Here is a 25,842-nt window from a genome sequence, read left to right as displayed (position 1 = left end):
TCCATTATTGCTCAAAGTCATAAATTGTAACGCCTTTAACAACGCGGTTAATAAAACCTGTAGGACTCGGATTGTCAGGATTCAAACCAAATTTAATAGACTGCTTGCTTGCTAACAATTGACCAAATATGAGATAAGTTAAAGCTAATTCGAAGTCATTGAAATCTTCAGCATTATTTAAAGCAACCGCTTGATTGGAATCATCATTATTAGGCCCTAAAATAAGTATTTGATAATCTGGATTACCACTTTCTATTTCTTTAATTAAGTCCTTTTCGTATTGACGACGGTATGAGTGATTACTACGCAATAGTATAAATATTGATTCTTTACTCAGCCCTGCTTTTGGACCATGCCTAAATCCAAGTGTTGTTTCACGCGATATACCAATCTGACCACTAGTTAATTCATTTAACTTCAAAGCAACTTCACGTGTAAGCTCACCTATAATCCCAGTACCAACATAAAATACTTTTTTGTAATCATATCCAGAAATTTTGTCAGCTAATTCTTCGATACTATCAAATGATTTTTCAGCTTTATCATAAAAGTCGTTGGATACTTCGCCACCAAATAACAAATATGCTGATAAAAGCATAGAAGAAAAACTTGAAGTCATAGCAAGTGATTTATCATTTGTTTCCTCAGGTAATATAATTTTAAAAATATTGTCGTTTTCATATGTACCTAAAAAACCATCTTTATTATTCGTAATAAAGATATGAAACGCTTTATCTGCTAATTGATCAGCTATTTCAATTGTCCCTTTTGTTTCTGGACTATTTCCTGAACGAGCAAATGATACAAATACATAAACAGTTCCCTCTTCAATAAATGAAAGTGGATTAGTTACGAAATGAGTTGTAGAGACATTCTCAAAATCCCAACCTTCACTAAATTTATTTGATTTAGCTAAGCGTAATATATCGCCTACATATGCTGAAGAACCTGCACCAGTAAAATAAACTTTCACAGGTTTACCATCCGCATGTTCATTAACTTTATTTACAAAATCAACGAACTCCTGTTTAGATGAGGCTACAATACCTTCTGTTTCTTTCCATATTTTTGGCTGTTGTCTGATTTCTTTATAAGTACTTGTTTCATTCAACATACAAATCCTCCTAATTGGTCATGTTGTCATAACCAGTATTGTTAAATTATATACCGTTAAATCTAGCCAATTAATTTAACGGTATATTTGTAATCTTTTGCTTTGGCAACCGTTTCAGTATATTCAATAATGCCTTCTTCAATATAACTAAAGCGCTCTATAAACATGCAAGTATCGTTTATATCTGTTTCTAAATATTTAGCTTGTGGTTCGGATAATTTTCTTGCAGTTAAATTTTCATACGCGCGAATAATTTGGATATCATAGTATTTATCTAATGTGTTATATAAAGAATGGCTATTAAAATCAAATTTTTCTAAGCCCTCGCAAAACTTAACTGGTAAATAACTCGTTTCAAAAATCAATGGTTTGTCGTTGGCTAACCTTAAACGACGTAATTCATAAACTTCTTGATGTGGCAGTATCCCCATTTTCTTTTGTAAATGTTCTGTAGAAGCAATTTTTTCAAGGCTTAACATTATCGTGCTTGGTTGGTCTCCATTCTTTTCTATCTCATCTTTAAAACTATAAAGACTATCTAGCATTTGATTGTACTGACTGCCTAGTACGATAGATCCACGTCCATGTTCTCGTCTAATATAGCCTTCTTCTTCTAGAAGTTTTAAAGCTTCTCTTATAGTTATACGGCTAACATCATATTGCGAATATAAATTCCGTTCAGAAGGTAATTTTTCTCCTTCTTTGTATTGACCATTTTGAATCTTATACTTTATGTCTTTATAGACTTGAAAATATAAAGGTGTATTTAAGTTTTTCATTTTTTCTCCTTGCTGGTTATGACCACTTTTAGTTTAATACTTTTAAAATTAAATGTAAAGTCACATTATTTTTCTCATATTTCACCACGTTTTTGAAATTTAGCTGAAAATAATGTTGTTGTTTTTTGATTGTTTATGTTTATTTATAATAACAAATTTTTTTGAAATGAGTAACTTTTTCATAAAACACATTATAATAAAATTTTTTCACACCAAAACATAAAGAATCAATACTTATAGAAACACTGTTATAAAGCCTCTCAATCGTATAAAATTATATATTAAAAATCGCTCGTTATTGTTTCAATAAAAATATTTATTGCATAAAATTAATTGAAAATTCAAATTTCTATGATAGTATAAACATGATTTAACACTATCAAACAAATAAGGGGATTGATTTGATGAATAATTTTTATAAAATGGGCATTTATGTATTAGTTTTGGTAATATTTTTAGCTGGATGTAGTGGAACAGATGCGGGGAAGAAAGAGCCTAAGGACACACTGAGATTAATAGCGCCTTCGGATTTAACGACCTTGGATTCTAGTTTGGCAGTAGAAGCTGGAGCGTTTGAAGTCATGAACGCAACCCAAGAAGGATTATATCGTTTAGATAAAGATGATAAAGCAGAACCTGCAATTGCAAAAGGTGATCCAAAAAAATCAAATAACGGTAGGACATGGACATTCGATTTAAGAAAAGATGCTAAATGGTCAAATGGAGAACCAGTCACAGCACATGATTTTGTTTACGCTTGGAGAAGAGCTGTAGATCCTGAAACAGCTGCTGAGTATGCATATATCATGTATGACATTAAAAATGCTGAAGCTATTAATAAAAGTGAGAAAAAGGTTGAAGAATTAGGTGTTAAAGCGATTGATGATCATACTTTAGAACTGACTTTAAACGAAGAACTACCGTACTACAAAGAATTGTTAACATTTGGTACATTCATGCCACTAAATGAAAAATTCGTTAAGAAACAAGGCAGTAAATATGGTACATCAGTAGATAAAACATTGTACAGCGGGCCGTTTGTTATGAAGAGTTGGAAAGTTGAAGATAACTATAAACTTAAGAAAAACAAAGAGTATTGGGATAAAGATAATGTTGCTCTTAAAGGTATTGATTACAGCGTTATTAAAGATGAGCAAACAGCACTCAATTTATATAATAATGACAAAGTTGATACGACAGAGTTAAGTTCACAAAATGTAAATTCAAATAAAGATAAAGAAGGTTTCGACACAAAGCTAGAATCTGCAACTTACTATATACAAATAAACACACAGACAAATAAAGACCTTCAAAATAAAGATTTAAGAGCTGCAATTGCTCAAGCGATTGATAAAAAAGCATATGTTAACAATAATTTAAACGATGGTTCAGCACCAATTGATACTTTTACACCTAAAGAAGTTTTTACAAATGACGAGAAACAAGATTATAACAAATTAGTTAACCCACCTTATTCTTACGATGTTAAAAAAGCACAAGCATCGTTAGAAAAAGCTAAAAAAGATTTAGGAAAAGATAAAATCAATATTGAATTTTTAACATTTGATCAAGACAATGCTAAAAGAGACGCAGAATATTTTAAAGAACAAGTTGAAAAACATCTACCTGGTGTTACGATGTCAATTAAGCAACAACCTAACAAACAAAAAATCGCTTTAACTAAAAAAGGTGACTATGATGTAGCTCTAACAGGATGGGGTCCAGACTATCCAGACCCTATGACATTTTTAGATTTATTCCTGAGCGAAACAACTAAAGGAGAAACAGGATACAATAATCCTAAGTACGATAAAATAATAAACGACGGTAAAACAACATTGCTTAAAGACCCAGATAAAAGATGGGATGAATTAGCAAATGCAGAAGAAATATTGCTAGAAGATGCGATGGTCATACCACTTTATCAAAAAGGTAAAGCGAGATTAACAAAGAAAGAAGTAAATGGGCGTATTATTCATTACGTAGGGACAAAAGAATATAAACATGTAAAATTAGACCGATAGAACAATCAACTATGAACAATATTAAAAAATCATATTTAACAAGCAATCTATTATATTAATATAAAACTTTTAAAGCATAAAGGGGACTTTTCAATGACAATTAAAAAAGCAATTTTGTTAGGTGCAGGTGATAGAGGGGGTCGCGTTTATGCGAATTTAATAAAGTCACTGCCTCACAAAATACAACTAGTAGGTGTAGCAGAACCTGTACTTGAACGAAGAGAAAGAATAAAGGAAAATCATGAACTTGATGATAACTTAGTACAGCAATCATGGGAAAGCTTACTAGATTTGAAACCAGACGCAGAAATTGCAATTATTTGTACACAAGATAAAGCACACTTTGAACCAACTATGAGGGCGTTGGAGTTAGGCTATCATGTATTACTTGAGAAGCCGATGTCTCCTAGTCCAGAAGAATGTATTAAAATGGTGGAAAAAGCTGATGAAATGAATAGAACATTAACGATATGTCACGTTTTAAGATATACTCCGTTTTGGGACAGAATTAAAAAAATTGTACAAAATGGTGATATCGGTGAGATTGCTTCCATTCAATTAAATGAAAATGTTGAATATATGCACATGTCTCATAGTTTTGTACGAGGTAATTGGAAGAACAAAGAAACATCAAGCCCAATGATATTGGCAAAATCATGTCATGATATGGATATTATCAGCTATATTATGGATAAAGACTGTAAAAGGATTAATTCTTTCGGATCACTCATGTACTTTAATGAAAATAACAAACCTGAAGGTGCACCGTTACGCTGTTTAGAAGGTTGCCCAGTAGAGAATGAATGCCCATTCCATGCAGGACGTTATTATTTAGGTATCGGACGTGGTTGGGCGATGAAATTTACAGAAGAAAATTCTAATGAAGCAATTGTAGAAAGGTTAAATCATACTGACTACGGTAAATGTGTGTTTCAATCAGATAATGACGTGGTTGACCACCAAGTCGTTAATATGGAATTCGAAAATGGTGCAACAGCAACGTTTAGCATGAGCGCATTTACAAGAGAGCAAACAAGAATTGTTCAAATAATGGGTACTAAAGGAGAAATTAGAGGGAATATGCAAACAAATGAAATAAGCATTTTCGACTTTTTAACAAGAGAAGAAAAAGTTATTAAATTCCCTGAAGTGAGCAGTGGTCACGGTGGTGGCGACGAAGGAATTATAAGAGACTTTATTGACGCAATTAATGAGTCTGATGAAAAAGCTTCTAGGTCAGTAGCAAGCAAGTCTTTAATTAGCCATTTAATGGCTTTTGCTGCAGAAGAATCAAGATTAAATCAAGGTCAGTCAATCAATATAGACGAATATTATGAAAAACTATCTTCATTTTAAAACAAAAGGGAGTGGGACAGAAATCTCATTTTATTAAAAAGATTTCGTAGTCCCACCCCGGCAAGGATGACTAGGTATGAAAAAAGCTTGTTATAAGCGCATTTTCATACCAGTCAGCTACTGCCAATACAAAAAGAGAGTCTGGGACAATTATTTATGTCCCAGACTCTTTTAAGATTTAAATTAAGTATATCTAGTTCAAACTTTATTGAAAGACTCATTTTAACAATCAATATATTATTTTAATATAGCAAGTAGATTTATTTTATTCCAACAACACGTATCCTTTTATAGTCAGCTCTCCACGTTTCTCCATCATGTAAGACAGACTTTAAATTGTTTTCAGTATTTTTAATAATATTTTGTTTCGTATTTTCGTTCAAACTTTCAAATATTTCATTACTGAACATTTGAATCCAATTGTTTAACCCCTCTTCTCCTATTAAAGGTGTTGGTCTATCAAAATATTCGGCAAATGTAACCGTGAATCCCATTCTTTCCATTAAAGTCGTGTATTCTCCAATACTAGGAAAATACCAAGGAAAGTGTTTACTATCATAATTTATGTTTTCTTCTTGAATTTGATGAATCACTTCATCAGTGATGGTTTGAACGTTATGTTTACCACCAAACTCTGCAACAAATCGCCCGCCTGGTTTTAAAGATTTATAAATATTTTCCAAAGCTTTTTTAGGTTGTTTAATCCAGTGCATTGTAGCATTAGAAAATATCGCATCGAACAATTCTGAATAGCTAAAATCAGTTATATCTTGTGTTGAAAAAGAAATATAAGGGTACTTTTCATTAGCTTGATTAACCATCTGATTTGATTTATCAATGCCGACAACGTTAGGACATTGTTGATAGATTTGATGAGCTAAATCCCCTGTCCCACAACCAAGATCTAGTATATTTTCATCATTTTGAGGTTTTAATAATTCAATTAAATTGTTACCATATTCAGAAACGAAAGAATGTTTTTTATCATACAAATCAGGGTTCCAATAGTCTTTATGACCTTCATAATTATTTAGATTTTCCAAACTATACATCCTTTCTATAATTTTATTGCTTCTCTACACAATAAAATACTACGGCGTTTGAATCAATATCGTATTACAATGAATGAAAGAGTCTGAGACAATTATTTATGTCTCAAACTCTTATAATAATCATTATATTTCTTGAAATAATTTTAAAAGACTACCTGAAACAACCCTTATTTAACAATTAATACTGGAACTGGGCTTCTTTTAGCAATTTTATGTGTAACGTCCCCTAAGACATGTTTAATATTCAAGCTAACTCTGTGGTTACTCATTATTACTAAATCGAAATCCCCACTTTCTATATCTCCCTTATTAATTTTTTCTAAAATTGTATCTTTAATAGGTCCAAATTCTATTTCTACTTTGTAACGGATGCCTCTTTCATCTAACTCTTGTAAAAATGGCGCGAGTTGTTCTTCTTTTTCTTTAGCAATATCATTTGAGTGCTTATTATAATATTTAACGCTAGTTGCAAGAGCATTTTCTGTTACAACATGATAAATGATGACTGTGGAGTCTTTATCTACTACTTTTTCTAATTGCGCTGGAATAGAACTAAAATCATTCCCGAAATCATAAGGTAATAAAACATTATTAAACATATTTACCAACCTCCATGTTTTTAGTACTAAAGTACCTCTTACTTATATAGTACCCTAAATATACTTTTGTAAAAGAAAAATAAGCCTGTTTGGGAGTTTAGTATAAATTAATTTTCTATTACTAAACTCTCAAACAGGTTTATGGTTAAAATTGTTATAAGGAAATTATAACTGTATTATTCTATTTCATAATCCTTATTACCTTTATAGTATTGTCTATCTTCTTTATTATAAACTTCTTCAGGTTTGAAAAACGGTTTAAGTTTATATTTGAATTGATGTAAGTTTAGGCCATCTATAGCAACACGGTCTTGATATATATCTCTGTTTGAAAGGCTTGTGAAATTGTCTGGGCCAACACCTGCCATGTATTTGAATCCCGCCTCGTCTATCATATAATTATAGGAAGTAGAATTTCGATCTTGTGCTCCATGTGGGAAGATGAATAAATCTGTTTCACCTACAATAGGTTCCACTTCTTTTTTCCATCTTTTTGTGTCTTCAATAATTTGCTCATCTGAACTATCTTCAAAATTAATATGACCATAAGAATGACTGGCGAATGTCCATCCATCTCTTTTCATTGAGTCAGCTACTTTTTTAGCTTGTTTTTTTCGTTGTTCATAATTTGGATGTTCCAATTCATTTGTACGATAACCAAGTGCTCCCTCATAACCTGTCAGACCAACAACTGCTTTTTGTCCTTTATATGAAAAATCAGGATGTTTTTTTACATAATCATTTAATAGTGGTACTGCATCGTTTGTTTTAGATTGTTCCATTTTCCCTTGGTCATTTTTCTTTTCAGCAACCGTTTCATTGTCTTTATTTAAAGTTAAACGTTCTGTGTAACCATTTCCTTGCATATATTCATAATAATTCATATCATCCATGGACATTATTAATGGTTTTTTCCCTTTAGGTAATTTAAGTTTTTTTCGTTTAACAGGCGTTGACTCTAAATCATAAGCATCATGTGGATCTATTAATATGTAGTTATTTTCATGGAGTTTTTCAATAGCTTTATTAAATTCATTTACTGTAACCATCCAATCATAATTCCCTTTTGCTTGTTGTTGATTATCCGTATAAGCTTTCTGTGGATCCGAGATGATAGGATGAAAAAAGACATGACTTACTTTACCATCATATTCTACTAAGTTTTTTTCATCCTTATGATGTCTTTTATCATATTTATTTTCTATTTTATTCTGGTGTTTATGCTCTTTTTTTCTTTTCTTTACATGTTGCTTCCCGCTTTGGCACCCGCTAAGTATTAAAACGAGTGCGATTAAAAAAACAATACTTTTTCGCTTCATTTCTCTTCCCCCTTCTTTTGTAAAACCAACTTACTCTTTAAGTCAACGACCTTAAAAGTTTACTTTAACACTTTTTGTTTAAATGGTAAAAATAGCGGAACACCATTTAATATTTCCACTTATTAAAGGTTATTACTTAAATTTTGTTTATTTTTTCATTTATTAAAGAAACAAATGACTTTTTGCACTTTTCTGAATATTTTACTAAAAGTGTTTAAATCCACTGTTGAAAGCGTTTTTATTTGCTGATATCGTAGGCATAGTATGCACTATTATTTCTCAAATTAACTATATAAAGGGGTGGCATTTTGAAAAATGAAACTTATGTTGGCGGAAATAAATTACTTCTAGCCATTGTATTGTCGATTTTAACGTATTGGCTTTTTGCGCAATCATTTCTGAATATCGGCTCACTTGTACAACAAACGTACATGACTAATGATGCCATAATCAGTATTGCGGTTAGTTTGACATCACTGTTTACTGGGGTGTTTATGGTTGCAGCTGGTGGTACAGCAGATAAATATGGTCGCGTAAAAATTATGCGCGTAGGACTGATTTTAAATATCATCGGTTCTATTTTCGTAATTTCATCTGATTTGACGCCGTTATTGCTAATAGGTAGAGGTATTCAAGGATTTTCAGCAGCTTGTTTAATGCCAGCAACAATTTCATTAATTAATACATATTATCATGGTAAAGAACGTCATAAAGCATTAAGTATGTGGTCTATAGGTTCATATGGTGGTACAGGACTTTCATCTGTATTTGCAGGCTTTCTTGCAGCATATATTGGATGGCAGTGGATTTTCATAGTATCCATTATTGTGACTGGTATTGTACTTATACTTATTAAGGATGTACCTGAAATTAAAGCCGACAGAAAGAATACGTCGAAATTTGATTTCTTAGGTTTATTATTATTTGTTATCAGTATGTTAAGCATTAATATAGTAATTACACAAAGTAGTGAAATTGGTTGGACAAGCCCTATCATTATTGTTTTACTACTTATATTCATCATTTCAGTGGTACTCTTTTATTTTTATGAAAAACATAAAAAAGATCCTTTAATTGATTTTTCACTATTTTCAAGCAGGTATTTCATTGGAACAGTGACATCTAACTTTTTATTAAATACTTCGATTGGCGCACTATCTTTATATAATCTTTTTACACAACAACATTTTCAAATATCCGGTTCTATTTCAGGATTAATCACCCTTCCATACATGTTTGGTGTACTCGCAACAATTAGAATTGGTGAGAAAATGATGGAACAATATGAAGCTAAGAAACCAATGAAAATGGGTTCACTAATCGTAACAGTAGGTATTTTATTACTGTCGTTATCATTTTTACCACAAACACTATATATCATAGTTAGTTTAATAGGTTTCTTATGTTTCGGTATGGGACTCGGATTCTTCGCCACGCCTGCACTAAATACTGCTGTAGTTCACACACCTAAAGAAAAACTAGGCATTGCATCAGGTATTTATAAAATGGTCGCAACGATAGGAGCTGCTTTCGGTATTACAATATTTACTACTGTTTATCTCGCTATTGATGAACAAGTATCTCGTACTATGGGTAGCTTTATTGCATTTCTTGTATGTACTTTATTTATGTTCTTATCATTTATTTCAACAAAATATATTATTCCAGATAAGGAATAAACGATAACTATACTTATAATAACAAGGTATAAAAAAGACACGAGAATGATTACTTTCTCGTGTCTTACTTATATTCTTCGCAAATAAAGTTATTTGTTGTATTAATATTTACATTTAGCCTATTCCAGTATTCTTTCTAAGTATACTTCTGTTGTCTTCTGCAATATTTTATAAAATTACATACGTAAAGTATTGTCATTAAAAGAAATGGAATTGTAATGATAAAAGTATTTAAACTACTAATGTTAGAAACCCATAAAAATAAAGATAACATCAATACATAACTAAGAATTACTACAAAAAAAATATAGGCCAACTAAACAACCTTCTATTATCCACACTTAACACCTCTGAATGAACTCTTTCTAATACTCATCTTTCAAATTATATTTATTTTTATAATAACAAATCATCAGATGTTAATAAACGCATTGGCTATTTAAATTTCTTGCGATATGCCATGTTTTTCCCTGTATTCTTTAATTTTATTTTGCAATACTTCAACGCTTAGATGAATATTTTCTTTTTGTTGTAAAATAATTAAAAGCTAAAATAAGTAAACTTACAATTAAAAAGTATACTTCTGGATATTTAGAATACCATGAATTTTCAACATTTGGTGATAAGCCTGTAAATTTCAACAATAGTAATAATAAAATACAAAAGAGAACCCAAATAAAACTTTTAGCGAGGATTTCAATAAATATTTTTCGTTGTCTTTCATCATAAGGATCTTGCTGACTACCATTATCTATCGTCTCTGATGGTAAATATTTATTTGTGATAGCAGTCCAAAGACAAGAGAATATTAGAATAATAACAAAAGAAATAAACTTCATTATAACTTCCCCCATATATGTAAAAAGTTTTTTACATTAAAGAGTGTAGTAATTTTCAAAACATATATCAAATACTTTTTACATATTTCGTCTATTTCTGAAGGCTAATTTCACTATATATTATAGGAAATTAATCAAGAGTCACCTCCTAATTTTTGGTATAATATCATTGAGCAAGTTGGATAGATGGTGGCTATCTCAGTATAAAGTGAGGTGATGCGTATGTACGTATCTACAAAATCTTTAGAAAGGAGAAGCCTTTTGTGGTAACGTTTGTTGATGCCTTACATCTCATGTTTAGTTTCGGTATGTTTATACTGGCTTTCATAAGTGTAGTCATTGCAATTATTAAACTAAGCCATAAAAAATAACCATCTAGCGTAAACTTTGACAAAGTAACTAGAGGTTATTTTTATAATAAATTAGAGTTATAAGTCACCGTCTTTTTAACGGGCTCTTTGGACAACATGTTCGCGCATGTTGTCCTTCTTTATTTTTACACTTAAATAATATCATGATTTTACACAATTTGTCTATTTCTGAAGGCTAATTTCACTATATATTATAGGAAAATTAGTCAAGATTTATCTCCTAATTTTTTGTATAATTTTATTGAGCAAGTTGGATAGATGGTGGCTATCTCAGTATAAAGTGAGGTGATGCGTATGTACGTATCTACAAAATCTTTAGAAAGGAGAAGCCTTTTGTGGTAACGTTTGTTGATGCATTACATCTCATGTTTAGTTTCGGTATGTTTATACTGGCTTTCATAAGTGTAGTCATCGTAATTATTAAATTAAGCCATAAAAAATAACCATCCCAACTTTTGACCGAGTAGGTAGAATGGTTATTTCTTAATTTACTGAAAGTCACCGTCTTTTTAACGGGCTCTTTGGGCAACATGTTCACGCATGTTGTCCTTCTTTATTTTTACAGTTAAATAATATCATGATTTTACACAATTTGTCTATTTCTGAAAGCTGATTTCAATATATGTTATAGGAAATTAATCAAGATTCACCTCCTGATTTTTGGTATAATATCATTGAGCAAGTTGGATAGATGGTGGCTATCTCAGTATAAAGTGAGATGATGCGTATGTACGTATCTACGAAATCTTTAGAAAGGAGAAACCTTTTGTGGTGACGTTTGTTGATGTCTTACATCTCATGTTTAGTTTTGGTATGTTTATACTGGCTCTCATAAGTGTAGTCATCGCAATTATTAAATTAGACCATAAAAAATAACCATCCAACTTTGACCGGTTAATGGTTATTTTTAATCAATTTTAACTAAGTCACCGTCTTTTTAACGGGCTCTTCGGGCAGCATGTTCGTGCATGTTGTCCTTTATATACATTTATATTATACCATGATTTTACATATTTCGTCTATTTCTGAAGTTGCTATATTTTATAAATTCTTGTAGCTTATTTATGAAATTGCTGACTTATTACTCAATAAATTTAAGATCTAAAGAATCTATGTTTTCTATAACTTTTTTAAAGTCTAATGAACTAGGAAGGTTTGGGAAAGTATTATGTTCATATGGCTCTCCTAGGGTTCTGAAAAACGGTTCAAATAAACCTGGAACTAATAAACCTATCATTTTTGTATAGTGTGCATCTAGTCGATATGAATGAATAGTTTCGGCTGGTGCATGTAGAAAATCTCCAGGATATAATGTGACTTTTTCATTTTGATTGCCTACCCACATTGTTACTTTACCCTCAAAACAATAAAATGTTTCAGTATGTTTTTCATGGTAATGTGGAACAATAGGATCGCCAATTGGTCCTTCTGAAGAAACGACGATGTATCTATCGTTAGTGTCTTTTTGTGTAGTTATTAATGAATGTAATTGATCTCCTGTTAAAAGATTTTCTCCTTCACCTGAGCGCCAATAAGTAATTTCTTCATTACTGATATTGTTAAAAGTAAATTCTATATCATAATTATATTCTAATTCTTGTTTATTAAGTGAATAAGTTTCTTCTATATATGATGGGTGTTTAGGATGATTATATGGTACTCCTAAAGCTTTATATATGTCTACTGCACTTCCATTAACGACGTATGATAAAATTTTTGTTCTATGAGCTTTCATAACATATTTATGTACTATACCAGGTGGAATAAGAATATAATCTCCTCGAGTTAAAGTGATTATATCTTTTTCTAATTGTATATCAACAACGCCTTCAGTCACCAATAGTGATTCATACATATTTTTATGAAGATGCATAGGAAAGCTTTCATTCATAGCACCAGTTATTGTAATAACTTCGAACAAGTTTCCTGTACTTTGGTTTGTAGCAATGATTGTATAAACCTGTTTATTCCAAATATAATGATCACCTTCCCCATTTTCAATCACATAAGGTGTTTTGTCTTTAGGTAATTCATTTTTTAGTATATTCACTCTTGTTCCTCCTATTTTATGATATTATCTTCTCATTCTGTAGCAATCATATATTTAATTGTAGCTAAAATAAATTCACCAAATAAGTGACAATTTATTGAATATTATTTTTTAAGATTCTGCCTAACTGAATATATACTTTTACTAATATAGATTTAATTACGCTCTAAAAATCAAAAAAGCCAATCGTTATAAACGAATGACTTTTTTGATTTTGTTTCAATTATATTTATTATTCATCAGTGTACCGCTTCGAAAGTTTTTCTTTATGAGCGTTAAACACTTCTTCTAAAGAAATATCATATTTGTTAGCAATCACTATAACGTTACCTAATACGTCTCCCAATTCTTCTATCAAATCATTTTTGTTGTTCATAAATGAATCTGTTATTTCATCTGGTCTATCTCTCCCTATTTCAAGAGCTCTTATAGATCTCGCCACTTCCCCAGTTTCTTCAGCTAAAAAACCTATCCGTATAAAAATATCTAAATCTGACCATCCTCTATCTTCATAATAATCATTTACCCAATTTTGAAATTCAGTTATATTCATTCCTCACCACTCCTTAAATTTGCTACTATAAATTTTAGCAAACTAGTAAGAGTTTTGTTTATTTTTCTAAATAAATAACGAAATTTAAATTATTGTTTTCTGAAAATTACATTGAAAATAAGAATATAACATCAGAAAAAGTGGTTATTTCAAAATAAATTTACAATATTAGTTTCCTATGACAAAAGGAATTATGAATGATATGATGATATTAATTAAGCATTTTAATCTACGTGTTACTGATAAGCAGGCATGAGTAGATATGATAGTGATCAACAGATATTAGGACTTTCCTAACCTGTTTATTTCTTCATCTCTACTTATGCCTCTTTTTATGGAATAAAATGCTTAAAAATAAGTAACTAAACAATAGGGGGATTTAGTTTTATGAAGAAAATTGCAATTGCATGTTTATCGATTCTCATTACCTTTACTGTAACAACAGCTTACAGCAATATAAGTAACGAGAACATTGTCCACGCAACAGAGAATGATAACAGCAAACCAAAAATTAACCAGTTTGCTAACTTGTTAGATTTATCTGCAAATCCAACAGAAGAAACTAATGGGGTATACGAAACAAACAAATACAATCACTTTTCTGATTTAGGTGCTTGGCATGGTTATTACTTACCTGATAAAAATAATAAAAAATTATTAGGTGGATTTGCGGGTCCTTTAATAGTCGCTGAAGAATATCCAGTAAATCTTTCAGATTCAATAAATCGCATTAAAATTAAAAATAATAAAACAAATGAATCATATGATCTTAGTAAAAGTAATTATATTGATTTATCATCATATCCCGGTCACTTACATCAAAAATATGAGTTAGATGACTTCACATTAGATTTATCATTAATTTTTGTAAGTAATCGTACTGCCTTAATAAAAACCAATATTGAAAATACTAGTGAAAACAATTTGGAATTAGATGTTTCTTGGGAAGGAAGAATTTTTGACCAAGTTAAAGACGAAGATAAAAATATCAAAATGGGTACAAGTCTTAAGAAAAAGAAAAATGCTATAGAAGTGAACTTTGATAAAGTGAGAGAAGATTCTAATTATCTTTCAACAGATCAAGTGAAGTATTATATCTCTCATGACCAAGATATCAAGACAGATATTAATAAATTAAATTATAATTCTAAATTAACAGATCCTATAAAGATTAAACCAAACGAAACGTATAATACTAATACGACAGAAACTTATACTTTTACTGATGATGAATTTTCTAAAGAAAAAGTTAAATTAACTAAATTTAGTAAAAATACTAACCATTACTTCGAAAAAAATAAAAAAAGATGGCAAGCTTATCTTGATAAAACCTTCGATAATGACAATGTAGATAAAAATCCTGAGTATAAAAATTCAACTGTAAAATCAATGGAAACACTGATGACAAACTGGCAAAGTCCTGCTGGAGCGATTAAACACGATGGCATAGTACCTTCAATGTCATATAAATGGTTTATGGGAATGTGGGGATGGGATTCTTGGAAAGCCGATGTTGCATTGGCTAAATTTAATCCTGAATTAGCCAAAAATAATATGCGTGCTTTATTTGATTATCAAATAAGCGCCAAAGATGATGTTCGTCCACAAGACAAAGGTGCCATCATTGATGCAGTATTTTATAATTTAGACTCTTCACGTGGCGGAGATGGAATAAACTGGAACGAAAGAAACTCTAAACCACCTTTAGCTGCATGGGCTGTCTGGAATATTTATAAAGAAACTAATGACAAAGAATGGCTTAAAGAAATGTATCCAAAATTAATGGATTATCATAAATGGTGGTACACTAATCGAGATCATGATGGCAATGGTGTTGCAGAGTATGGAAGCATGGTAAGTGATGCAAATTACAAAAAGAACGACAAAGGAAAAACAATCAAAGATAAACATGGGAAACCCGTACTAGATGATAAAGCAGTAATTGAAGCTGCAGCCTGGGAAAGCGGAATGGATAATGCCACTCGATTTGATATAGAAGGTAGTGGCAAAAAAGATAAAGGTGTTAAAGTTCTTGAAAATAAAAAAGACAATGAAACAATAGGTTATTCAATTAATCAAGAATCTGTAGATTTAAATGCTTATCTTTATTCTGAAAAATATTTCCTAAAATATATGGCTAAAGAGCTAGGCATAGAGAAAGATCAAAAAACTTTAGCTAAAGATTCAAAGAAATTAAAAGATTATATACAAAAAAATATGTATGATGACAAAACAGGATTCTTTTATGATTTACAAATAAATAAAGATGGGACTCAAAAGAAATTGTTAGTAAACAGAGGCAAAGGGACTGAAGGATGGATTCCTTTATGGGCATCTTTAGCTACTGATGAGCAAGCAGAAAATGTTAAAGATAATATGATGGATGAAGAAAAGTTCAATACGTACATGCCCTTCCCAACAGCTTCAAAAGACAACAAAAAATTTAGTCCTGACGAATATTGGAGAGGTCCAGTATGGCTAGATCAAGCATTATTTGGGGTGGAAGCATTACAAAATTATGGATATGAAAAAGAAGCAACAGAACAAACTAAAAAGTTATTCAATAATGCTGAAGGATTAATGGGAAATGGTCCTATTCATGAAAATTATAACTCTTTAAATGGAAAAGGAATCAGTACTAAAAACTTTAGTTGGTCAGCTGCAACATATTATTTATTATATGAAAACAATATATTAGATAAAGATACAACTACTCATAATAGTCAGTAATAAATTTTAATTAACCAAAAACCCTCCAACCCGCTTCTATTTCCAGCGGTTGGAGGGTTTATTTCAAATCAAATTTGTACCTACTCTATTCTCTTTCTATTTCAAATCTGGCCAATATCCTTTGTTTGCTTCTATCAGATCATCTAATATATCTTTAGCAACTTTAGCGCTTGGTATTGTTCGAGATAAAGTAAGTGCTTGCCATAATTTTTGATAAGATTGTTCTTCGTATGCTTCTACTGTAAGTTTTTCTACGCCTACTTGTTGTTCCATTAAACTTTTCTGGAATCTAGGAATCTCACCTACTGATAATGGTTCTGGTCCTTCACTGCCCACTAAACATGGTATTTCAACCATTGCTGTAGGTTCAAAGTTTGATATTGCGCCTTTATTCTCAACAATCATTAACATTCTTTCTTTCGTATTGAATGCGATTGCTCTAGCTAAATCAACGATGTAAGACGCATGTTCATCTATCGTTAATTCTGTTCCTTCTGCTGTACCTTTATTGATGATATTTTCACATTCTGTAAATACAAATTTTTCTCTTCCTGCCATCACTTCATTTGCTCTTGTATATTCTTTATTTGAATGTGCTACTTCGTAATCTGGGTATAAATAATATTTTAAGTAAGTATTTGGCAATGTATCTTTATCTATTGCTTGTACGTCTCGTGCTTTTTTAAATGTATCGCTCCAACTTGCTTCTTTTTCCATATCGCTACCTGTATCAGTTGCATAACCATGTTGTTCTACATGTTTAATAATTTCAGGCATCAAGTCTTTACCTGATTTATCTCTTATATCTGTCCACCAACCAAAATGATTTAAACCATAATATTTTACGACCATTTCTTTTCTTGAAGATAATCCTATATTACTAGCCATTAACTCTTCAATTCCGATAGGCATATCACATATATTTAATATTTTAGAGTTAGGTCGTAATTTACGTGTTGCTTCAGCAACAATTGCAGCGGGATTTGAATAGTTAAGCATCCATGCATCTGGTGAATATTTTTCCATATAGTCGATAATTTCTAAGACGCCTGTTATTGAGCGCATACCATAAGCTATTCCGCCCGGCCCACAAGTTTCTTGTCCTACTACGCCATGTCTTAATGGAATCTTTTCATCTTGCTCTCTCATCGCATACTTACCTACACGTATATGTGCCATTACAAAATCAACGTTTTCAAAAGCTACTTTTGGATCTGTGCTCGCTAATAATTTTACTTCTGGAGCGCGTTCTTTAAGTAGTATTTCACAGGCATCTGCTATCGTTTGTTGTCTTTCCCCATCATTATCATATAATTTGATTGTATCAATTGGAAAATCCTCTAAATGATCTAACAACATAAGTATGATTCCAGGCGTAAATGTACTACCGCCACCTGCTATTGATATATTAAACTTTTTCATCATAACAACCTCCATTTATTTTTATATCATTGTTTCAAATGAATCTCTGATTTGAGGAACGCTTAAACCGACAATTACTTGTACGTTAGTACCGCTCTTAGCTACGCCGTGAGCCATTTGGTTATGTGTGAAATAATCATTATCTTTCACAAGACTTGGATCATTAACAGTCACCCTTAACCTTGTGGCACAATTCGTAACATCTTTAATGTTATCTTTTCCACCTAAACCTTCTAAATAATAAATTGCTTTTGTATCATATTCTGATGCGTCACTTGGAACATTATCACCATTTCCTTGTTTCGCTTTATAATCTTCTTTCGTATATAATTTAGCATCTCCATCTTCCGGAACACGTCCAGGTAATGGTACGTTGAATTTTTCAATAATAAACTTAAATACGAAGAAGTAAATGACTACAAAAATAATACCAATTATAAATTGGGCAATATACGTATTGCCGTGACTTGAGAATAACGGTATCCAGTTTATGGCCGCGATTTCAATAGCACCTCCGCCTTGAATACCAACTACTCCAAATAAATACATGATTGTTACCATTGTTGCACCTAACAATGCATGAATTAAGAATAAGTACGGTGCAATAAATAAGAATGTGAACTCTAGTGGTTCAGTTATACCTGCAAATACAGCTGTTAATCCTGCTGGTAATACTAATGCTAAAACTTTTTTCTTGTTTTCTTTTGGTGTCGAAGCATACATCGCTAATGCAATACCTAAACAACCGAACATTTTAATGTTTCCTTGTAATAAGAAGCCGTATGGATAAGCTTCTTTTAACGATTTTGCTGAGCTAGAGAAGTCAGATAAATGCTTTATCCAATAAGGTTTTAATCCCCCATCTACTACAGCTGGGCCGTATTCAAATGGTGTATAAATAAAATGATGTAGGCCTGTAGGTATTAAAATTCTTTCTAAGAAATGGAACAACCATACACCTACAAATCCTGATTTCACCATGACGCCTTGTAATGAAGCAATACCGTCTTGAACAGTTGGCCAAACAGTACAAACAATAAATGCTAGTGGAATCATAACGAAGAATCCTATCATTACAACAAAAGGTAACCCTTGGAATATACCGACCATTTCCGGTAATTTTTTATCGTAAAAACGGTTATGTATCCAAATAACAATTGCTGAAATAAAAATTGCTCCGATAATACTTGTATCTAAAGTTGGTATTCCAGCTATTTCTTTAACACCTGTTAAATTCTCAACGCCTTTAGATAAATCGACACCGAATGTCTTTGGCCATAACGTTAAAATCGCATTAATGTAATTATTGAATACTAAGTAAATCATTAAAGCTGCTAGCGTCGCTCTACCTTGCGCCTTTTTCGCTAGTGAAATCGGTAGCCCAATTACAAATGCAAGTTCCATATGATCAAATATAGTCCAACCGCCTGCTTCAATTAAACTCCATATTTTAAACCACATCGTACTTTCGTCTGCTATAGAGCCCATTATATCCGGATTTTTAAATAAAGTTGCTAACCCTACAACTATCCCGAAAAACGCAAATAGTAATACAGGTACTATCATCGCACTACCAAATCGTTTGATTGCGTTCATACCAACACCCCTTTTGTATCATTGATTACCTTTAGACTATAGGAAGCGCTTACAATTTCCAATAGGTTTGACGTAAATAGAAATCACATAGTAAACTTAGATTATATTTTCATGTATTGAAAATTTTTTCACACTAACTGGAGGTTGCATTATGATTTTGGATAAACTCGTCAATAAATACTATCAACAATTAAATGATAATGACATACACATCATACAAACGATGAATCAAAACATTAATCTTATACATCGTTTGAAAATCCAGGAATTAGCTGATATTTCACATACTTCTATTTCCTCTATTCATAGACTGTCACGTAAACTCGGTTTTGATGGTTACAGTGATTTCAAGGCATATATTAAACTGAACAGAGAATTCACAACAGTTTCAACTGATATAATAGATAGTTTAGAACAAGATTTACAACAAACATTTAAACACTTGAAGATGATTGATTATGATTTTATAAGTGAGCAAATTGATAAGGCGCCTTTCATCTATATATATGGTACTGGTATTGCACAATTAAATGCTGCAAGAGAAGCTCAACGTCATTTTCTATCTATTAATAAACGAGTAATGGTCATCAATGATGAAAATGAATTAAAAATAGCGATGGATCAAATGGATGAGAACGACCTACTGTTTATCATTTCTTTATCTGGTGATACAGCGCACCTTAAACAAAACATTGAGATTATGCATACACGAAACATACAGTATATTTCTATTACAACATTAAAAGATAACTTCTTAGCGCAAAATGCTAAATACAATATTTATGTTAATAGTTCTCCAATACAATTGTTTAACCAAATATCATATTCAAGCTTTCTTCCTTACCATATAGCTTTTGAAATAATTGTTCGAAAGTATAGTGAATGGAAACAGCTACATCAGGGTATAGACTAATATATGATATATTAGATATGGATAGATTTTTAGGAGGTAAAATATTATGGCAAAAGTTTTTATAACAGGGGAAATACCTACTGAAGGTTTAAATTTATTAAAAGAACATTTCGAAGTGTCTGTTTTCAAAGGTGAAAAATTAATTACTAAAGAAGAATTACTTGAAAATGTAAAAGATGCTGATGCAATTATCAGTCCACTTTCTACTAATATAGATAAAGAAGTAATTGATCAAGCTGAAAACTTAAAATTCATTGCTAATTACGGAGCTGGCTTTAACAATATCGATGTGAAATATGCAAGAGAAAAAGGTATTGATGTTACAAATACTCCAAAAGCTTCAACAAATGCAACTGCTGATTTAACGATTGGTATTTTACTTGCAGCTTCGAGAAGAATTGTAGAAGGAGATAAACTTTGTCGCACAACAGGCTTTAATGGTTGGGCACCTTTATTCTTTAGAGGTCGAGAAGTCTCCGGTAAGACTATCGGTATAGTTGGCCTAGGAGAAATAGGTTCAGCTGTAGCTAGACGTGCCAAGGGATTTGACATGAACATTATATATACTGGACCAAACAGAAAGCCAGAACAAGAGGAAGCTCTAGGGGCGTCTTATGTTAGTCTAGATGAATTATTAGAACAATCAGATTTCATCACATTGAACGCAGCATATTCTGATGATTTACATCATTTATTTAATAAAGAAACGTTCAAAAAAATGAAAGAAAAAGCGTATCTTATCAACGCATCACGTGGCCCAATAGTAGATGAAAAAGCTTTAGTAGATGCATTAAATAATAAAGAAATTGAAGGTGCTGCATTAGACGTTTATGAATTCGAACCTGAAATCACAGACGAACTTAAATCTATGGACAATGTTGTGTTAACACCACACATTGGTAACGCAACTTTCGAAGCCAGAGATATGATGGCAGAAATTGTCGCAAACAATACAATCAAAAAATTAAATGGCGAAGAGCCTGATTATATTGTGAACTAAAAACTAATAAAAAACAGCCATTCGTTTAATCAACGAATGGCTATTTTTTATATTTATCTATCCTCTTGTTCCATTTGCATCAGTTCATCTGCTGTAAATTGTACATCTGTACCTATAATGATTTGTATATTCTTATCACTGATTATTTTATTGCCTAACGCACCAGATTTTTTAATTTTTTCTTGATCTACGATTCCTGTATCATTTAACGTCAATCTTAATCTTGTTGCACAGTGGTCAATAGCTTCAATGTTATCTTTACCACCAATTGCTTCATAAATTAATTTCGTTTTATTAGATACATTCAAGTCGCCATCTTTGCCTAGTGAACCTTCCCCGTCTTCTGCTAAGCTTGGATCTTGTTTAACCGCTTCTTCCATCAGACCGTCTCTACCTGGCGTTTTTAAGTTGAATATTCTTATCGCAAAATCAAATACTAAGAAGTATATAACTCCCATAACAAGTCCTAATACTAACAACATAATTGGTTTATTTGCTATTGGAATACTTAAACTTAACAAGTAATCAATCAATCCTGCACTAAATGTAAATCCTGCTGTCCATTGGAATGTTGCTGCGATAAATAGTGAAATACCTGTTAGTATTGCATGAATACCGAATAATAACGGTGCTGCAACTAAGAATGAAAATTCAAGTGGTTCTGTAATACCCGTTATAAATGAAGCAAGCCCTGCTGCTAACATTAATGAACCTACTACTTTTTTATTTCTTTTTTCAGCATTTTTCCAAATTGCTAATGCTGCTGCCGGTAAACCGAACATCATAATTGGGAATAGGCCTGCTTGATAACGCCCAGTAATACCTTGTTCTCCATTACTTGACCAGAAGTTGGCAATATCATTAATACCTGCTATATCAAACCAGAACACTTGGTTTAAAGCATGGTGTAAACCAAACGGTAATAATAAGCGGTTAAAGAACCCATATAACCCTGCTCCTGTTGGTCCTAATTTAGAAATAAATTCACCGAACATAATAAGTGAATTATATACTGGTGGCCATATAAACATTAACGCTACTGAGATAACCAACATCGTTGCTGCAGATAAAATTGGTACTAAACGTTTACCACTAAAGAACGCGAATGCTGTTGGTAATTTAGTATCTTTAAATCTATTGTATATAGCTGCTGTAACTAAACCACAAATAATACCGACAAACACATTACTTATATCTCCGAAAGCTAAATCTACTTTTCCTTCGGCTATATGTAACGTCTTAGCCATCGATTCCGTACTTAAAACATTTGTCACGACTAAAAATGATACAAGCCCACTTAATGCAGCTGCCCCATTTTTATCTTTTGACATCCCGAAAGCTAAACCGACTGCAAATAGAATCGGTAAACTATCAATAACTGCTAATCCTCCACTTGCTAAGAAGTTAGCAACGCTGTTTCCTTCCCCATTAATTGCACCAGAATCAATAAATGATGCTATACCTAGTAACAGACCTGCTACAGGTAATATTGAAATTGGTAACATGAGGGACTGTGCAAATTTTTGCATATAAGCCTTCATCTTTTTCTCCCCTTAATAAAGCTATTTTTTCTCGTACTACTATACCATATGTACCACAATTTTAATTATATGTACATAAAAAAATTGTTGTATAAATACTTTTAAAAAATAATTTTTTATTATTAATTCGAAACATTAAAGGTTATTATTATTTTAAATTTATAGTTCATTTGAATAATCTGTATTTAGCACATCTAACAATTTTATAAATAAAAAACCAGTCTGGAACATATGTAAATGTCCTCGGACTGGTTCTTCATATAGATAGTAGATTTTTAAATTTTAATTAGCTAACATTTACTTTTCATCTTTCAATTTGAGAGATAGTACAAATGCTAAGCCTGTAATAATAACAGCAACTACAAAGGATATATTAACGCCGTGTATCAACCCTGATATGCCTTCGCTAGGTATTGCAAATAATGTCATTATTGTTATAAATAAAGCCGTTCCTATTGAGCCTGCCATTTGTCTGAATGTATTGTTCATTGCAGTTCCATGAGGTATAAGGTGCTTAGGTAACTGGTTGATTGATAAAGTTGTCATAGGCATCATAACCATTGCGATTGTTAACATACGGAACATGTTAACAACTGACAAGAATGTAAAGCTAGTGTCTGAAGTTAATTGTGTAAATGGCAATGTCGTTAAAATTAATAAGAATAGTCCAATACGAGCAAGCCATTTCCCTCCAAACTTATCAAATAAATATCCAGTAACTGGGTTCATCGCCCCCATTAATATAGCGCCAGGTAATAAAACGAGTCCTGATTGTAACGCTGAAAAGTGCAACATATTCTGCATATATAACGGTAATATGATATTTGTGGCTATCATTGCCGCAAAAACAAACATACTTAAAACTGTTCCAAGTGTAAAAACAGGATAAGAAAAGACTCTAAATTCTAATAAAGGTCTTTCCAGTTTTAATTGTCTTCTTACAAAAATAAACATCGTTATTGCACTTAAGATAAGTATAATAATGAAAGTAGCATTCGCCCATCCTATTTCACTTACAATACTAAACGCATATAATAAACCACCGAATCCTAATGTAGATAAAATGACTGATAGTTTATCTAACTTAGGTTTAGTTAATTCGGTTACGTTAACTAATAAAAAGTAAGCAAAAATAATATTAAATACTGCGATTGGTAAGATTACATAAAACACACTTCTCCAAGGGAAGTGTTCTATTAATACACCTGATAAAGTAGGTCCTATAGCAGGTGCAAATGCAATTACTAAGCCAAACAGCCCCATTGCTGTACCTCTTTTTTCAGTAGGGAATAATAGGAATAAAATTGTCTGCATCAATGGCATCATAATCCCCGCACCAGATGCCTGTAATACACGTCCTATTAATAACACAACAAAGTTAGGTCCTACCGCACATATAAGCGTCCCAATTGTGAACAAACTCATTGCTGTTAGAAATAGTTGTCTAGAAGTATAACGTTCAATTAAAAAAGCAGTGATAGGAATCATTATCCCGTTTACTAACATAAAAATCGATTGCAACCACTGCACAGTACTTTCATTGATTTGTAAATCCTTCATAATGGAAGGCAACGCGGTTCCCAATAAAGTTTGATTTAAAATCGTAATAAAAGCTCCCGATAAAAGCACAATAAATAAAGGGAGATTCTTAATAAATATTGAATTTTCGCCTTTAGCCATATAATTTTCTCCTTCTTTTAAAATCATTTCTTTATTTCATCTAAAAGATTTTGATCATATAAGTAACGATTTATCGAATAATATAATCTTAACATTTATAAGCAAATTTAATAAGACGGATGCCTATTATACTTTTCTATAAAAAATACTCCCTTTAAAGCTTTCACATTTTAGTGTCTGCTTTAAGGGAGTACATGTTTTATAATTCATTTATTATTTATTTACTTTTTTAACAACTGAAGACTTCAGTCCAATTTGGCCAAAGCCTGGTATTTTACAATCAATATCATGGCCATCTTCAGGATCAACTAACTTAATACCTTTGACTTTTGTACCTTGTTTAATTGCAGTTGAAGAACCTTTGACTTTTAAATCTTTTACTACTGTAACAGTGTCTCCATCATTCAGTACAACACCATTAACATCTTTAATTACATTTTCTTCTTCATTTGTGTTCTCATCATTAGCTGTCCACTCAAAGTTACACATCGGGCAAATGTAAAGCCCTCTATCTTCATAAGTATATTCTGATTCACACTCAGGACAATTAGGTAAAATTGCTTCCATCTATAAACCTCCGAAAATTTGATAATTCATCTATAATTTACCACATTCCTAATAATAAAGCTCTTAATTTTACGGTTTCATCACAATATATGAAGTAATAGTGTTTATCCGTGCATCTTTTTTATGATTTTCGAAAGTGTACATATCCGCAAAGTATACTTTCTCTCCAGTTGTGTTAATTATCGTCCCATGCGTAGAACCTTCTTTTCCATGTGAAAGCATCGTCTTAACTTCTAAACTTGAAACTTTTTGTAAATGCTTTTTTATTTCTTGTATAAAATTGTCTTTTCCGTATAAATCGAATTCACCAGGAACATGCCAGATAAAATCATCAGTTAGTAACTCGTTAATTGTACTTTCATCCCCTACAGTAGTAGCAATCAATAAATCTCTCATAATTTTCCTTTTAGGAGCATTATCACATTTCAAATCACCAATTACGGTAAATTTTAATTTTCTTAAATCTTCATCTATATTGCTAAAAGACATGCCTTTATCTTTCAATGCATCTTTTAAAATATTAATTGCCTTAGGTCCAACACCATGAAGTTTTGATAAATTTAGTTCATCTAATTTTGAAACCTGTTCTAACGTTGAAATATTGATCTCATTCAATGCTCTTGAGGCAGGCTTACCTATTTGAGGTAAAGTTGTCATA

General features: G+C 31.6%; 23 protein-coding genes. 9 read left to right on the top strand and 14 right to left on the bottom strand.

What is annotated here, in order from left to right; translation table 11 throughout:
* Positions 1-4: 4 nt before the first annotated feature.
* Both ACO6VN_RS00875 and ACO6VN_RS00870 read right to left on the bottom strand, forming a co-directional pair.
* A complete protein-coding gene (locus ACO6VN_RS00875; RefSeq protein WP_070045756.1) occupies positions 5-1,114 on the bottom strand; it encodes an SIS domain-containing protein in 1,110 nt (369 codons plus the stop codon).
* A gap of 62 nt (positions 1,115-1,176) precedes the next feature.
* Positions 1,177-1,893, bottom strand: coding sequence for a GntR family transcriptional regulator (locus ACO6VN_RS00870; RefSeq protein ID WP_194200605.1), 717 nt, complete (start codon positions 1,891-1,893; stop codon positions 1,177-1,179).
* Positions 1,894-2,297: 404 nt separating this feature from the next.
* On the opposite strand from ACO6VN_RS00870, the gene ACO6VN_RS00865 reads away from it, so the two are divergent.
* Together ACO6VN_RS00865 and ACO6VN_RS00860 are read left to right on the top strand one after the other, a co-directional pair.
* Positions 2,298-3,917 (top strand): peptide ABC transporter substrate-binding protein, encoded by a 1,620-nt coding sequence (locus ACO6VN_RS00865; RefSeq protein ID WP_422404107.1) that lies wholly within the window; start codon positions 2,298-2,300, stop codon positions 3,915-3,917.
* Between the two features lie 93 nt (positions 3,918-4,010).
* Positions 4,011-5,273 carry a Gfo/Idh/MocA family oxidoreductase gene (locus ACO6VN_RS00860; protein WP_194200603.1) on the top strand — a complete coding sequence of 421 codons (1,263 nt, stop codon included), beginning with the start codon at positions 4,011-4,013 and terminating at the stop codon, positions 5,271-5,273.
* A gap of 260 nt (positions 5,274-5,533) precedes the next feature.
* Here ACO6VN_RS00860 and ACO6VN_RS00855 read toward each other — a convergent pair whose 3' ends face one another.
* The 3 genes from ACO6VN_RS00855 to ACO6VN_RS00845 all read right to left on the bottom strand — a co-directional run bounded on the left by ACO6VN_RS00855 (position 5,534) and on the right by ACO6VN_RS00845 (position 8,243).
* Complete coding sequence (locus ACO6VN_RS00855) at positions 5,534-6,325, bottom strand: class I SAM-dependent methyltransferase (protein WP_422404106.1); 792 nt, start codon at positions 6,323-6,325, stop codon at positions 5,534-5,536.
* A 167-nt stretch (positions 6,326-6,492) separates the two neighbouring features.
* Positions 6,493-6,924, bottom strand: a complete 432-nt coding sequence (locus ACO6VN_RS00850) for a universal stress protein (protein ID WP_064211219.1) — start codon at positions 6,922-6,924, stop codon at positions 6,493-6,495.
* 176 nt (positions 6,925-7,100) lie between these two features.
* Entirely contained in the window at positions 7,101-8,243 is a 1,143-nt protein-coding gene (locus ACO6VN_RS00845; protein WP_422404105.1) for a polysaccharide deacetylase family protein, read from the bottom strand.
* A 308-nt stretch (positions 8,244-8,551) separates the two neighbouring features.
* Between ACO6VN_RS00845 and ACO6VN_RS00840 the strand changes: the two genes are divergently transcribed.
* The gene (locus ACO6VN_RS00840; RefSeq protein WP_315293952.1) at positions 8,552-9,922 is read left to right on the top strand and encodes an MFS transporter; all 1,371 of its coding nucleotides are present in this window, start codon (positions 8,552-8,554) and stop codon (positions 9,920-9,922) included.
* A 500-nt stretch (positions 9,923-10,422) separates the two neighbouring features.
* Here ACO6VN_RS00840 and ACO6VN_RS00835 read toward each other — a convergent pair whose 3' ends face one another.
* Positions 10,423-10,761: a hypothetical protein gene (locus ACO6VN_RS00835; protein ID WP_194201163.1), complete on the bottom strand. Its 339-nt coding sequence runs from the start codon at positions 10,759-10,761 to the stop codon at positions 10,423-10,425.
* Between the two features lie 263 nt (positions 10,762-11,024).
* Between ACO6VN_RS00835 and ACO6VN_RS00830 the strand changes: the two genes are divergently transcribed.
* From ACO6VN_RS00830 to ACO6VN_RS00820, 3 genes are all read left to right on the top strand, one after another.
* Positions 11,025-11,132 carry a putative holin-like toxin gene (locus ACO6VN_RS00830; protein ID WP_235854121.1) on the top strand — a complete coding sequence of 36 codons (108 nt, stop codon included), beginning with the start codon at positions 11,025-11,027 and terminating at the stop codon, positions 11,130-11,132.
* A 335-nt stretch (positions 11,133-11,467) separates the two neighbouring features.
* On the top strand, positions 11,468-11,575 hold the full coding sequence (locus ACO6VN_RS00825) for a putative holin-like toxin (protein WP_016999361.1): 108 nt from the start codon (positions 11,468-11,470) through the stop codon (positions 11,573-11,575).
* Positions 11,576-11,900: 325 nt separating this feature from the next.
* On the top strand, positions 11,901-12,008 hold the full coding sequence (locus ACO6VN_RS00820; protein WP_016999360.1) for a putative holin-like toxin: 108 nt from the start codon (positions 11,901-11,903) through the stop codon (positions 12,006-12,008).
* A 205-nt stretch (positions 12,009-12,213) separates the two neighbouring features.
* Here the strand turns inward: ACO6VN_RS00820 and ACO6VN_RS00815 are convergent, their stop codons facing one another.
* Positions 12,214-13,182 (bottom strand): quercetin 2,3-dioxygenase, encoded by a 969-nt coding sequence (locus ACO6VN_RS00815; RefSeq protein ID WP_194201162.1) that lies wholly within the window; start codon positions 13,180-13,182, stop codon positions 12,214-12,216.
* A 232-nt stretch (positions 13,183-13,414) separates the two neighbouring features.
* Positions 13,415-13,735 (bottom strand): MazG nucleotide pyrophosphohydrolase domain-containing protein, encoded by a 321-nt coding sequence (locus tag ACO6VN_RS00810; protein ID WP_016999358.1) that lies wholly within the window; start codon positions 13,733-13,735, stop codon positions 13,415-13,417.
* A 387-nt stretch (positions 13,736-14,122) separates the two neighbouring features.
* Between ACO6VN_RS00810 and ygjK the strand changes: the two genes are divergently transcribed.
* Positions 14,123-16,465 (top strand): alpha-glucosidase, encoded by a 2,343-nt coding sequence (gene ygjK / locus ACO6VN_RS00805; protein WP_216683272.1) that lies wholly within the window; start codon positions 14,123-14,125, stop codon positions 16,463-16,465.
* A 96-nt stretch (positions 16,466-16,561) separates the two neighbouring features.
* Here ygjK and ACO6VN_RS00800 read toward each other — a convergent pair whose 3' ends face one another.
* Both ACO6VN_RS00800 and ACO6VN_RS00795 read right to left on the bottom strand, forming a co-directional pair.
* On the bottom strand, positions 16,562-17,887 hold the full coding sequence (locus ACO6VN_RS00800) for a 6-phospho-alpha-glucosidase (protein ID WP_135031551.1): 1,326 nt from the start codon (positions 17,885-17,887) through the stop codon (positions 16,562-16,564).
* A 21-nt stretch (positions 17,888-17,908) separates the two neighbouring features.
* The gene (locus tag ACO6VN_RS00795; protein WP_016999356.1) at positions 17,909-19,483 is read right to left on the bottom strand and encodes an alpha-glucoside-specific PTS transporter subunit IIBC; all 1,575 of its coding nucleotides are present in this window, start codon (positions 19,481-19,483) and stop codon (positions 17,909-17,911) included.
* Between the two features lie 151 nt (positions 19,484-19,634).
* On the opposite strand from ACO6VN_RS00795, the gene ACO6VN_RS00790 reads away from it, so the two are divergent.
* Complete coding sequence (locus tag ACO6VN_RS00790; protein WP_016999355.1) at positions 19,635-20,396, top strand: MurR/RpiR family transcriptional regulator; 762 nt, start codon at positions 19,635-19,637, stop codon at positions 20,394-20,396.
* A gap of 46 nt (positions 20,397-20,442) precedes the next feature.
* On the top strand, positions 20,443-21,396 hold the full coding sequence (locus ACO6VN_RS00785; protein ID WP_016999354.1) for a 2-hydroxyacid dehydrogenase family protein: 954 nt from the start codon (positions 20,443-20,445) through the stop codon (positions 21,394-21,396).
* A gap of 53 nt (positions 21,397-21,449) precedes the next feature.
* Here ACO6VN_RS00785 and nagE read toward each other — a convergent pair whose 3' ends face one another.
* The 4 genes from nagE to ACO6VN_RS00765 form a co-directional block, all read right to left on the bottom strand.
* Positions 21,450-22,937: an N-acetylglucosamine-specific PTS transporter subunit IIBC gene (gene nagE, locus ACO6VN_RS00780; protein WP_194201157.1), complete on the bottom strand. Its 1,488-nt coding sequence runs from the start codon at positions 22,935-22,937 to the stop codon at positions 21,450-21,452.
* Positions 22,938-23,234: 297 nt separating this feature from the next.
* Positions 23,235-24,617: an MDR family MFS transporter gene (locus tag ACO6VN_RS00775; protein ID WP_194201156.1), complete on the bottom strand. Its 1,383-nt coding sequence runs from the start codon at positions 24,615-24,617 to the stop codon at positions 23,235-23,237.
* A gap of 213 nt (positions 24,618-24,830) precedes the next feature.
* A complete protein-coding gene (locus ACO6VN_RS00770) occupies positions 24,831-25,184 on the bottom strand; it encodes a zinc ribbon domain-containing protein YjdM (protein WP_016999351.1) in 354 nt (117 codons plus the stop codon).
* Between the two features lie 69 nt (positions 25,185-25,253).
* Entirely contained in the window at positions 25,254-25,841 is a 588-nt protein-coding gene (locus ACO6VN_RS00765) for a hypothetical protein (protein ID WP_016999350.1), read from the bottom strand.
* Position 25,842 lies beyond the last annotated feature (1 nt).

Source organism: Mammaliicoccus sp. JADD-157, assembly GCF_049310805.1.
In the GTDB taxonomy this organism is placed as follows: domain Bacteria; phylum Bacillota; class Bacilli; order Staphylococcales; family Staphylococcaceae; genus Mammaliicoccus; species Mammaliicoccus lentus.
Note: the sequence above shows the minus strand (reverse complement) of the source record. Positions and strands in the feature narration are given on the sequence as shown.